The following is an 11,003-nucleotide window of genomic DNA, read 5'->3' as shown; positions in this document are numbered from 1 at the left end:
GACATGACTGACACATTGACACTTGGTTTTGCCCTGCATGACAGCGCCCGGTTGATGCGCAAGCGATTTGAGCAGCGGGCGCGGCATGTCGGCCTCACCCGCTCGCAGTGGCAAGTACTGGCCATGTTGTCGAAGAACGAGGGGATCCATCAAAAAGGCCTCGCGGATTTACTGGAGCTGGAGTCGATCACCCTTGTGCGTCTGCTGGACAAAATGGAGGAACGCGGGCTGCTTGAACGGCGCCGGCATCCTACGGACCGACGCCTGTCCCTGCTTTTTTTGACGGAGCAGGCTCATCCGCTTCTGGAACTCATGCGTGACATGGGCCGATCGACACGCCTGGAGGCCACGAACGGATTCTCTGAAGAGGAAGAACAACTGCTGCTGCAAATGATGAAGCGGATGAGGTCCAACCTGATCGAAGCCTGCAGTCTTCCCATCGACGACGAGGAGACGCGCCGCCATGGCTGATCAACGCCTGAAGTCACCTGCACAGACTCCTGTGCTGCCCGTGACCTCACGACTGGACGGCCCCGCTTCAACCGAGGCGCGCAAACCAGACCTTGGGCAAACCGACGGCAGCCAGAGCAGTGCTTCCCCTGCCCGTCCAAAACGGCAGCTTGTACGCAAAGCTCTCTTTACATTGTTGCCCGTGGCGCTTCTGGTCGCCGGTTACCTGTATGTGACAGGCGGGCAGATCATTTCCACCGACAATGCCTACATACAGGCTGATCATGTCGGCGTTTCCACGGATGTCTCGGGCCTGGTCGCCTCGGTGGATGTCAAAGACAATCAGCGGGTCGTCAAAGGTCAAATACTGTTCACCCTGAAACCGGAGCCGTTTCAGATAGCGTTGGCGAGTGCCAAGGCGCAACGGGACAACGTGCGCAATCAGATCCTCAACCTCAAGGCCAACTACAACCAGGCGCTGGCCGAAATCGATCAGGCACAAATCGACCTCGCGTACTACCAGGCCAGCTTCCAGCGTCAGCAAACCCTGGTCAGCGTTTCTGCGGTGTCCAAAACCAACTACGACGATGCCAAGCACGCACTGGACAGCACCCGGCAAAAAATCGCCGTTGCCAAGGCCACCGCACAAATGGTGCTGGCCCAATTGGGTGGGCATATCGAGACGCAGGTCGAACAACAATCCACGTTTCTACAGGCCCAGGCGGCCGTCGACGAAGCGCAGCGCAACCTGAACAACTCAGTCGTCAGGGCGTCGTTCGACGGTGTCGTGACCAACGTTGATTCGCTGCAAGTCGGTTCCTATCTACAACCACCACAATCAGGCATCAGCCTGGTGTCGGATGATCACCTGTGGGTCGCCGCGTCACCCAAGGAAACGGAACTGACCCACATGAAGCCCGGTCAACCCGTGGATATCAGTGTCGACAGTTACCCCGGCGTCCGGTGGCACGGCACCGTCGAAAGCATCAGCCCGGCGTCGGGTTCAAGCTTCTCGTTGCTGCCTGCGCAAAACACCACGGGCAACTGGGTCAAGGTCGTGCAACGGATCCCCGTGCGCATCAGCATCGATGATGCCGGACAAAAACCGCCGCTACGCACCGGCATGAGTGTGGAAGCGCAGATTGATACAGGTTCGGCGCGCGGCCTTCCGTCCATGTTCTCGGGGCTGTTTGCGAGCAAGGCCCCCGCCAATGAGTAATCCGGCAACGACGCAACCGGTGGCCCATCGCGGGATGATCACCGCTTGCGTCGTGCTGGCGGTGATCATGCAAGCGCTCGACACCACCATTGCGAACGTCGCCCTGCCCTACATGCAAGGCAGCATCTCGGCCAGTTCGGACCAGATCAACTGGGTGCTGACCTCCTATATCGTCGCCGCTGCCGTCATGACGCCGCCCTCTGCCTTCCTGGCCAGACGCTTCGGGCGCAAACGCGTGCTGCTGTGGGCGATTGTCGGCTTCGTCGTCTCGTCGATCCTTTGCGGCCTGGCGCAGTCGCTGGAGGAAATCATCCTGGCCCGTCTGCTGCAGGGGCTTGCGGGTGCGGCGCTAGTGCCGTTGTCCCAAGGCATTCTGCTGGATATCTACAGCCTCAAAGAGCGCGGTTCAGCCATGGCCCTGTTTGGTGTGTCGGTCATGGTCGGCCCAGTGCTGGGCCCGATGCTCGGCGGCTGGCTGACGGAGAACTTCAGCTGGCGGTGGGTGTTTTTCATCAATTTGCCCATTGGTCTGCTGGCGCTGGCCGGGATCATCTATTACGTCAGCGAAACGTCGACCGACACCTCGTCACGGCTGGACTGGCTCGGTTTTGGTTCGTTGAGCGTAGCGATCATGGCCCTGCAACTGTTTCTGGACCGAGGTGAACAACTGGGCTGGTTCTCTTGCGGTGAAATCCTGATCGAAGCGGTGGTGGCCGCTGTCGCCGCGTACGTGTTTCTGGTCCATACCTTCACCACTGATTCGCCCTTCATCAGCCCGAAGCTGTTCAAGGACCGTAATTTTTCGATCAGCGTCATTTTCATTTTTATCGTCGGCATTACCTACCTGGCCTCGCTGGCGCTGATGACCCCTTACCTGCAAACCCTGATGGGCTATCCGGTGCTGACCGCCGGCATGGTGATGGGCCCACGCGGGTTGGGCACGATGCTGACCATGTTCCTCGCCGGCCAACTGCTGGGCAAAGTCGATACCCGCCTGTTACTGCTGACGGGGTTGGGTTTGTCAGCGCTGTCGATGTGGCTGATGACGGGCTGGACGCCCAATGTCTCGATACAAACCATCATCGTTGTCGGCTTCATTCAAGGCACCAGCCTGGGCATGCTGTTTGTGCCCTTGACCACGGTTGCCTTCGCGACCTTACCAACGTCCTTGCGGGCAGAAGGCACGGGGCTTTACAGCCTGTCGCGAAATGTCGGCTCCAGCGTCGGGATCTCCATCGTGACGGTGCTGCTCACGCAGAACATCCAGGCCAACCACGCGGAAATAGGGGCCTACGTCACGCCCTTCAACCGGGCCTTCGACGCCTGGCCGGTCAAGCACTTTCTGGACCCGATGGTCGCGTCCGGGCGCGCAACACTGGACGCAATGGTCACGGTGCAGGCCAGTTGGATTGCGTACGTGGATGACTTCAAGCTGCTGATGGTGCTGTCACTGGCGGTCATGCCGCTGCTGCTGATTATCAAAGCCCCAAAAATTCAGGCGAATGAAGAACCCGCACCGGTCATGGAATAGATCAAGTGCGCGTGGGTTCGATAGCAACCCCTCGCTCTTCACTCCAATAAGTGGATCAGTAGAGGCTCAACTGAGGTTGGAGTTATCTCAAGCAGAGCCAGGGTCACCGGCAACTTGAAGCGTCGCCGTCCCGCGCTACCAGGATTGAGAAATAGCTGTTCCCCACGCCATTCTATCCGTGGCTTGTGGGAGTGGCCGGTGATCACCAGCTTGATGCCTGTATCCAGTTCGACCGGGACATCGGCAATGTCATGTACCAACAGCGCTGGCCATCCGTTGACGTCGAAACGCAGAAGATCAGGGAGATTGGCTGCCCACGGAGCCTCTTGATCATTGTTCCCACGCACGACGTGTAATGACGCTATAGACGCCAGTTGACCAAGAATCTCGGGGCTACCGATGTCCCCGGCATGAATGATCTGCTCACATCCCGCCAGGGCAGCAAGGGCTTCGGGGCGAAGCAATCCATGAGTATCGGAAATAACGCCAACTTTCATGCCATTCACCAGAGCAAGCTCAGTAAGTTGACCACAGTGTAATGTGACAAATTTCTGTGATGTGCGAGATCTTCTCTACGGGCTGCGTTCGGCCCAGAAGCAGCCGGTCGACTTCGTCTACGCTGGCTGTTTAAATTGGCGGCCTCCTTGTCTGAAGGTGCTCCCCTATATGAATGCCCCCTTCCTGGGTAGCTGCCTTTGCGGCGCCATCAAATACCAAATCAATTCACGACCTAAAGCACTTTCTCACTGCCATTGCAGCCAATGCCGCAAAAGCCATGGGGCCGCATTTGCCAGCTATGGCAGTGTGTTGCGTGGCGATCTGCAGCTTATTCACGGTGCCGATTGCATTAAGTCGTTCCAGTCTTCTGAGTCAGTCCTGCGTCAGTTTTGCGGCCAGTGTGGTTCGTCGCTGTTCTGGTCAACAAGCCAAGGTGAATACTCTGCCTGGATCTCGATCGCCTTGGGCACCGTGGATACAACATTCACCTCCGATAAACAAAAGCACGTTCAGGTCCCATCCAAGGCCTCATGGTATGAAATCACGGATCATTGGCCGCAACACCAGTGACAGCGGTGGGTCGGTTGCAGCCCTTCGAGACGGGCAGAAGTCGGCCAAAAGCGGTCAATAGCGACGCTGAACAACCAGCAGCACACCCCACATATAAAAAATACGCACACCAGAAATCAGCGATGCGATTGGTATCTCTCAGAATATTGCCCTGCTATTTTTTGCGCTGCTTCCAGTTGGGGTCTGGATAGTTTTTCAGCTACATAATTTCGATCAGCTTCGACTTCTGTCTGCCCATTGGCAGCAGCAACAGAAAGCCAAACATACGCTTGGCTATTATCTTGCATCACACCCCTGCCCTCGGAGTAGCGAACACCAAGGTTGCGCTGGGCAGCTGAACTACCTTGCTCGGCGGCCTTGCGGAACCAAGAAACCGCCTGCTGGTAATCCTTCTCAACTCCCTGAACACGCATGCCGCATATGAAGAGGCTCCAGGGATGACTGGGTCCCGTCGCTGCACTCACTAAGTTCCCAAAGAACCGAGCTAAATGAATAGAGACTGGGGTACGCCTAAATGATATCGTTTTGATATCATTCGCATCTAATACCTGTAGCCAGAACGAATAACAGCCTTTTGGCGGCAGAAGCTTTGCATGCCGGACAGCCGTCTAGCTGATGAATCCCGAAAACCCAACTGATCTCGGAAATACCATGGACGCAAAAAGCAACAGCAAAAAACCTAAAATTCTGGCGAGCATCAGCCGTCGGTTTATCGCGAAAGTAATTGATTGCGTAATTGCGGTGTTGATCTTCTTTATCGTCAAGGTCATCGCTGACACCTTGTCTGCTTACATCACCGGTATAACGCCCAGTGCCCTGATTGTTTCAGCGGGCTTGATCGCCTTCGCTTACGTGCTTTTTGCGGATGCCCTACCTAATGGCCAAAGCCTCGGCAAGCGCTTGTTGAGTATTGCGGTTGTCGATAGAAAAACGTTCCTCGGCTGCACGGTGTCTCAGTCGTTTACCCGTAATGCCGGAGCGCTGATCATCATTGATTGGGTATGGATTTTTCTGGAGTCCAGAACACGACTGGGTGACATGCATGCCAAAACCATCGTGATTCAGACGGGGATGCTCAGCCATAAGGTTAGGAGTCTTTCCGATGTTTATGATGGTGGTCAATCCTAAGTCGGACCGCAGGGCTATGGCAGGAGGGAACATCATTTGCGGTACGTTCCAAAGTGCCGACAAGTCAGGGTCAGCCTTGGAGTCAGTGTTAGATGCACTCCCATTGCAGGCTCGCGAACTGGTCGAAAATGTTAAACAGCAACTCGATACAGCAGACTTGGTCCTCATAGACGTCGATCAAGCGAAAAGATTACTTCCATTTTTTCAGGTCTACCAAGCGCAACTGATCGCTGAGATCGGGCACGATGATTGGGCTCGGGCAACGCAGGAAAAGGAATCCTCACTTGAACCGATTGCTGCCAAGTGGGGATTGGGCAAGGGATGGAGGCTTTACTGCGTGCGAGATCTCATAGGCGCTTGTGGAAATGCGTTGGTAGAGATGGAGCTTGTTTGTATAACGTTTAGTTAACTACTTCCAGCCGGTCGCATGTCCGACCTTGGGTACAGGCTGTTTGAAGATACAGCCACTACTTTGAGACCCACGCTGCTAGGTAAAACCTGTCCGGTTTTTCGCGGTTAACGGACGCAAAAATTGGATAGAAGCGGAAATTTCGTTCTCTTTTCGAGCCGTCGTAGCGCTCAAAAAGGTTTTCACACAGCCTGGACCCATTGCTGCCGGTGGCGATAGTCAAAAAACGGCCAGAAGCAGACAGTCAACTGATAGATATTTCCATCCCATGCCAGTTGCCCCTGCGACGGTGCCCTTACCTGAATTGAAGTCTTTGCAGACGATCTTTCCACAGATCGCAGGAACATCACAGTAAAGGGTATAAGCCTATGCTTTAAATAAGATAATAGGATAACGAACGGTGAGTTCAGCCGCAGCTCAGGTCTAGGTTTGGATGCCTTCATGGCGTTCTTGCTGATTGGTCTGATACTCGGACCCGATTTAACCAACATGCGGAACTACATGCTTGCGCAGCTCCTGTGCGAAGTACTGAACAGCCGGATTACTCTGGTTTTTCCCCATTCTGAGTTCAATGGTGACGTTCCCGAGAGGGGGTAATCCAGCTACAACAGCATCCAGTATCTGCCAACTCGGCTGAATCAATGGTAACGAGGTCGCCGCAACCGCCAGCCCACTCTCAATAGCGAGCTGAACACCGGTTACGCCAGTACATTCGAATGCTATCTCGTATTCTCTCTGGCTACTGCTCAGCGCCGTCAGGATCTGGCGGCGATACCCACAACCGTGCGGGTACAGCGCTAGAGGTACCGTTTCGTCTGGTGACAGATGGTAGGACTCTCCAGCCACCCATTGAAGCTTATCGCTTCGAAGTATCTCGCCATTTCCGTCGCCATTTCTTTGCGTGACCAGGGCCAAATCCAAATCACCACCTTCGAGGCCAGTGAATAGATTTTGGCTGATGTCGTTGCGTATTTTGAGCCGTACGTTCGGGTAGCGCCTGGTGAAATGTTGGAGAACTGGTGGAAGGAATGCGCTCGCATAGTCGTCGGGGATACCAAACCGTACGGTGCCCGACACTTCCTCTTCGATGAACAGCGCCATCGCTTCATCACTTAAGGCCAGCATCTTATTAGCGTATTGCAGGAGAAGCTCGCCATCCCGTGTCAGCTCAGCGGTCTGGTGCCCACGATCAATCAGCCTTTTGCCAACCAGTTCCTCCAGCTTTTTCAGCTGGATGCTAATCGCTGCCTGTGTCTTGTGCAGTCGCAAGGCAGCGACCGAAAGGCTTTTGCACTCAACGATTACCTTGAAAGCATGAAGCAATGTCAGATCCAGGTGTCTCACCCTGCCTCCCACAAACAGTTGTACTGCCGTCGATAGAATGCCCCGGATGCTACGCGCACAGGGCGGCTAGCTCAATCAGGAACGGCCAACGGATAAGCCTCACTCATATAAAGCAGACTATTCAATGCATTACGAGCGAATGTATTTCCGTGGAAATAACCTCTGCCTTAATAATTTCGAGTTCCGTATAACGTTTTTTTAAGCCGCACTTAACTTTTATTAAATATCCACACAATTTGTAGTTGGGTAATCTGCTCCCAAACCCCAATCAACTCTTTTAATAAAAAAACCATTCAGCGCCGGGGTTGCTCGACTGACATGCTGCGTGGCCCGCAACCTGCCCCTGATGAAGCACGCCTGCTCGATTGTGCTGGAGAACCCCGAATGAATGCCGAATTTGACTATGTAATAGCAGGTGCTGGATCTGCGGGATGTGTGCAAGCGCGCCGACTTTCTGATGCGGGGTTTAAAGTACTGCTATTAGAGGTCGGCCCGTCCGACAAATCGTGGATCATTCGCATGCCAGCTGGGCTGCGCTCGGCGTTCAAACCTACCTCGCAATACAACTGGTGGTACTACACCGAAGAACAGCGCCACCTGAATAACCGCCGCATTCAGCAACCGCGGGGGCGCCTTCTGGGCGGTTCGTCCTCGATCAACGGCATGACCTGGCTACGCGGGCACCCCTTGGATTACGACCGTTGGGAAGCTGAGGGCGCCACGGGGTGGAGTTGGGCCGACTGCGCACCGTATTTCAAGAAAATTGAGTCCAGCGTTATCGACAGTCGATACCGTGGCCATGACGGACCGATTCGCGCCCAGCGTCAGGAAAAGCTCAGCCCACTCAATGCAGCATTCCTCGAAGCAGGCCAGCAGGCGGGCTTCGCACTGACAGACGATGTCAATGGCTATCGGCAGGAAGGCGTCTCACGCTTCGAAATGAGCGTGCGAGACGGTGTTCGCAACAGCTCAGCCTACGGCTACTTGCACACTATGGGTGAACACCCTGATCTGACGATCTGGCTGGGTTGTGAAGTCCAGAAAATTATTCTGGAAGGCAAGCGAGCCGTCGGTTTTCGAGTTCTCCGTAAAGGCAAGATGATCGACGTTCGTGCGCGAAAAGAATCCATTGTTAGCTGTGGGGTTTTCGGCTCCCCACAACTGTTGATGTTGTCGGGAATCGGTCCAGCTGCGCATCTGAGAGAGCACGGCATAGCCTGTCAGGTTGATCTACCCGGGGTGGGTGAGAATTTGCAGGATCATCTTGAATGCCACATCCAGATCGAGACCAAGGAACCGATATCACTTAACCGAGAGTTGCAACCCCATCGTATGCTGTGGGCAGGCATGCAGTGGTTCGGATTCAAAAAGGGTGTCGCTTCGGTTAACCAGTGCCATGTCGGGGCGTTCCTGAACAGTTCACCGACTACCCCGCACGCAGATATCCAGTTTCACTTCTTCCCAGTGTTCTTCGACAAAAACTGGATTCCTGTCTCCACAACCTACGGCTATCGGATCGGCGTCGGCCCAATGCGTCCAACCAGTCGCGGCAACATTCGTCTGCGTAGCGCAAAGGTATCTGATCCGCTGCGCATCAATCCGAATTACATGGCAACCGAGGAAGACTGGCGAGTCATGCGCGAGTCCATGCGCCTTGGTCTTGAATTCGCTGCTCAGCCAGCATTCAAGCGTTACAACTACCGCGAAGATACCCCCGGTACTCACATCCGTGGCGGCAAAGCCATGGACGAGTTTATTCGCGAAGACGCTGCTAGTGCGTATCACCCCTGCGGTACTTGCAAGATGGGCAGCTCCGACGACTCGACAGCGGTAGTGGACAGCCAGTTGCGAGTACTTGGCGTGGAAAACCTGCGGGTCATCGACGCCTCAGTATTCCCGTCCGTGCCCAGCGCGAACATCAACGCGGCGACGATCATGCTTTCAGAGAAGGCCAGCGACATTTTGTTGGGCAAACAGCCGCTGACGCCTGACTCACTGCCTTTTCATAGCCAGCTATCTGTTCCCAAGGCCAGCAAAGATGTCGGCCTGATGTCCTCAGGAAAAACAACATGACAAAGATCATCCAGCGCCAGGCTACAGCAGAAGAAAAGCAGCAATCCCAGCAATGGGAGCTATGGGAGAGCGGCGACACTGATCGCTTCGAATACGGCTACGACCGGGACGTTCAATTTGTGGTGCAAAGTGGTGAGGCCGTAATTCATAGCCCAACCAATCCACCAGTCTCGGTTGGTCCCGGTAATCACGTAACCATTCGAAAAGGTGTTGAGGGCCGTTGGGCTATCAGCTCTCCGATCACCAACCGTTACCAGTACATCTGAACGTCAAAAAGGACCAGAAAGAAGCACATAAACGAATGCAACTACTTGGTTGCGACCACAACGCTCGCCTCGAAGAACCCACTTCAGAAGTGATTCACAACAATTCGAGGCAGCACCCAATCATCTATCTGCCAAACCAATAACTCATAACATTGGAGATGCCCGATGATCACCCGAATGTCCTTCGCACAAAAAGCTGGCTGCTGGATGGCCAGCATCACACTGCTCACCCTTGCGAGCATTGCTCATGCAGACGAAGCCAAGCCTATCACCATCGGTTGGGTGAATTGGGCCGATGCGGAAATTACCACCAAGCTGGCCACTACGATCCTGCAAGATCAGCTCAAGCAACCCGTCAAACTGGTGATGGCCGATATCGGTATTCAGTTCCAGGCAATGTCTGTTGGAAAAGTCGACATGATTCCGATGGCTTGGCTCACCTACAGCCATAAGCCTTTCTGGGACAAGTACGGAGACAAGCTGGAAGACCTGGGCGTGCTTTATGAAGGGCGCCTCGGCCTAGCTGTTCCTACGAGCATTCCGGAGAGTGAGCTGTCCAGCATTGAGGATTTGAACAAGCCGGAAGTGAGAGAAAAACTGGGCGGCAAGATTCTGACTTCCGAAGTGGGTAACGGACAGTACAAAACGGCTACCCGCGCTATCGCTGACTACAAACTTGACGGCTATAAACTGGTGGCCTCTTCCGAAACTGGCATGCTCAACGAATTTGACCGTGTCACCAAGCGAGGCCAATGGGCGTTGCTCAATGCCTGGAGCCCGCACTGGATGTTCTCGACCTGGTCTCTGCGCTACCTGGACGACCCTAAAGAGGTCTACGGAAAAGCCGAGCAGATCCACGCCGTGGCCCGCAAAGGATTCACTCAGGACTTTCCTCAGGTGGCCTACTTCTTCGCACATTTCAGTATTCCGATGAAGGACCTGGAAAACATGATGAAACAGGCACGCGAGTCGTCGGCTGACAAAGTGGTCGCTCAGTACTACGCCGACCACAAAGATACCTATCAGGCCATCCTCAAATCAGCGCCTGCTGTAGCGTCATCCCAGCAGTAAGCCAGGCTAATCTCACGGGCCGTCCACAGGACGAGGTGCGGCCCGCATCCAACAGAATCACTGCCGTAGCTTGGCAACCTCTGCACAGGACACAGATGCACGCGCCCGTGTGCTCGTGGCGCCGCGTTAGGAAACAGCAATGAATAACTCATGTGTATCAATTGAAGATGTCCCACTTAATGAATTTCACCGCAAGCCAACTATTCGATCTGCGGGAGGTTCATTCGTAGACGGATACCTGCTGAGCATCATCGGCGTGGTCATGCTGCAAATATCATCAGCGTTGGAGCTGAACAGCTTCTGGGAAGGAATGGTCGCCGCTACCGGTGGCTGCTGTTGACCGGATTGGACTGTTAGCCGCTTCGGGTGTCCGTATATGGACTCCTCCTCATTGCAAGCCCCTTTTGCTTTGGCGCCCGTGCCGACTGCACACGTATATTCGGC

At 54.7% G+C, this 11,003-nt stretch carries 12 protein-coding genes and 1 pseudogene; 10 read left to right on the top strand and 3 right to left on the bottom strand.

The genetic code is table 11. From position 1 onward, the window contains the following. Positions 1–3 precede the first annotated feature (3 nt). From AC07O1_RS22795 to AC07O1_RS22785, 3 genes are read left to right on the top strand one after another with little or no spacing between them, the layout of a single operon-like run. Positions 4–471: a MarR family winged helix-turn-helix transcriptional regulator gene (locus AC07O1_RS22795; protein ID WP_495090209.1), complete on the top strand. Its 468-nt coding sequence runs from the start codon at positions 4–6 to the stop codon at positions 469–471. After that, positions 464–1,669 (top strand): HlyD family secretion protein, encoded by a 1,206-nt coding sequence (locus AC07O1_RS22790; RefSeq protein WP_495090208.1) that lies wholly within the window; start codon positions 464–466, stop codon positions 1,667–1,669. Before AC07O1_RS22795 ends, AC07O1_RS22790 begins: the two co-directional genes overlap by 8 nt. Beyond that, on the top strand, positions 1,662–3,200 hold the full coding sequence (locus AC07O1_RS22785) for an MDR family MFS transporter (protein WP_495090207.1): 1,539 nt from the start codon (positions 1,662–1,664) through the stop codon (positions 3,198–3,200). The genes AC07O1_RS22790 and AC07O1_RS22785 overlap by 8 nt, the downstream gene beginning before the upstream one ends. Positions 3,201–3,238: 38 nt before the next feature. Here the strand turns inward: AC07O1_RS22785 and AC07O1_RS22780 are convergent, their stop codons facing one another. Continuing rightward, positions 3,239–3,697 carry a metallophosphoesterase family protein gene (locus tag AC07O1_RS22780; RefSeq protein WP_495090206.1) on the bottom strand — a complete coding sequence of 153 codons (459 nt, stop codon included), beginning with the start codon at positions 3,695–3,697 and terminating at the stop codon, positions 3,239–3,241. Between the two features lie 169 nt (positions 3,698–3,866). Between AC07O1_RS22780 and AC07O1_RS22775 the strand changes: the two genes are divergently transcribed. Then, positions 3,867–4,268 (top strand): GFA family protein, encoded by a 402-nt coding sequence (locus AC07O1_RS22775; RefSeq protein WP_495090205.1) that lies wholly within the window; start codon positions 3,867–3,869, stop codon positions 4,266–4,268. A 116-nt stretch (positions 4,269–4,384) separates the two neighbouring features. On the opposite strand, the gene AC07O1_RS22770 is transcribed toward AC07O1_RS22775, so the two are convergent. Next, entirely contained in the window at positions 4,385–4,681 is a 297-nt protein-coding gene (locus AC07O1_RS22770; protein ID WP_495090204.1) for a tetratricopeptide repeat protein, read from the bottom strand. Between the two features lie 202 nt (positions 4,682–4,883). Between AC07O1_RS22770 and AC07O1_RS22765 the strand changes: the two genes are divergently transcribed. Further along, on the top strand, positions 4,884–5,396 hold the full coding sequence (locus AC07O1_RS22765) for an RDD family protein (RefSeq protein ID WP_495090203.1): 513 nt from the start codon (positions 4,884–4,886) through the stop codon (positions 5,394–5,396). Beyond that, positions 5,371–5,805, top strand: coding sequence for a hypothetical protein (locus tag AC07O1_RS22760; RefSeq protein WP_495090202.1), 435 nt, complete (start codon positions 5,371–5,373; stop codon positions 5,803–5,805). Before AC07O1_RS22765 ends, AC07O1_RS22760 begins: the two co-directional genes overlap by 26 nt. Before the next feature lie 480 nt (positions 5,806–6,285). Here the strand turns inward: AC07O1_RS22760 and AC07O1_RS22755 are convergent, their stop codons facing one another. Then, positions 6,286–7,128 (bottom strand): LysR family transcriptional regulator, encoded by an 843-nt coding sequence (locus tag AC07O1_RS22755; protein WP_495090201.1) that lies wholly within the window; start codon positions 7,126–7,128, stop codon positions 6,286–6,288. Positions 7,129–7,533: 405 nt separating this feature from the next. Between AC07O1_RS22755 and AC07O1_RS22750 the strand changes: the two genes are divergently transcribed. The 4 genes and pseudogenes from AC07O1_RS22750 to AC07O1_RS22735 all read left to right on the top strand — a co-directional run. After that, complete coding sequence (locus tag AC07O1_RS22750) at positions 7,534–9,222, top strand: choline dehydrogenase (protein WP_495090200.1); 1,689 nt, start codon at positions 7,534–7,536, stop codon at positions 9,220–9,222. Then, positions 9,219–9,488, top strand: coding sequence for a cupin domain-containing protein (locus AC07O1_RS22745; RefSeq protein WP_495090199.1), 270 nt, complete (start codon positions 9,219–9,221; stop codon positions 9,486–9,488). Before AC07O1_RS22750 ends, AC07O1_RS22745 begins: the two co-directional genes overlap by 4 nt. Before the next feature lie 177 nt (positions 9,489–9,665). After that, positions 9,666–10,559 carry a glycine betaine ABC transporter substrate-binding protein gene (locus tag AC07O1_RS22740; protein WP_495090198.1) on the top strand — a complete coding sequence of 298 codons (894 nt, stop codon included), beginning with the start codon at positions 9,666–9,668 and terminating at the stop codon, positions 10,557–10,559. 139 nt (positions 10,560–10,698) lie between these two features. After that, a pseudogene (locus AC07O1_RS22735) lies at positions 10,699–10,884 on the top strand (MFS transporter); the annotation flags it as partial. Positions 10,885–11,003: the final 119 nt, after the last annotated feature.

The sequence above is a fragment of the Pseudomonas sp. GW821-FHT07G10 genome (assembly GCF_059418545.1).
Note: the sequence above shows the minus strand (reverse complement) of the source record. Positions and strands in the feature narration are given on the sequence as shown.

Coding starts and splice junctions, on each gene's coding strand:
- AC07O1_RS22775 (WP_495090205.1), top strand. CDS start 3,867: ATGAATGCCCCCTTCCTGGGTAGCTGCCTTTGCGGCGCCATCAAATAC.
- AC07O1_RS22760 (WP_495090202.1), top strand. CDS start 5,371: ATGTTTATGATGGTGGTCAATCCTAAGTCGGACCGCAGGGCTATGGCA.
- AC07O1_RS22795 (WP_495090209.1), top strand. CDS start 4: ATGACTGACACATTGACACTTGGTTTTGCCCTGCATGACAGCGCCCGG.
- AC07O1_RS22765 (WP_495090203.1), top strand. CDS start 4,884: ATGAATCCCGAAAACCCAACTGATCTCGGAAATACCATGGACGCAAAA.
- AC07O1_RS22780 (WP_495090206.1), bottom strand. CDS start 3,697: ATGAAAGTTGGCGTTATTTCCGATACTCATGGATTGCTTCGCCCCGAA.
- AC07O1_RS22740 (WP_495090198.1), top strand. CDS start 9,666: ATGTCCTTCGCACAAAAAGCTGGCTGCTGGATGGCCAGCATCACACTG.
- AC07O1_RS22770 (WP_495090204.1), bottom strand. CDS start 4,681: ATGCGTGTTCAGGGAGTTGAGAAGGATTACCAGCAGGCGGTTTCTTGG.
- AC07O1_RS22785 (WP_495090207.1), top strand. CDS start 1,662: ATGAGTAATCCGGCAACGACGCAACCGGTGGCCCATCGCGGGATGATC.
- AC07O1_RS22790 (WP_495090208.1), top strand. CDS start 464: ATGGCTGATCAACGCCTGAAGTCACCTGCACAGACTCCTGTGCTGCCC.
- AC07O1_RS22745 (WP_495090199.1), top strand. CDS start 9,219: ATGACAAAGATCATCCAGCGCCAGGCTACAGCAGAAGAAAAGCAGCAA.
- AC07O1_RS22750 (WP_495090200.1), top strand. CDS start 7,534: ATGAATGCCGAATTTGACTATGTAATAGCAGGTGCTGGATCTGCGGGA.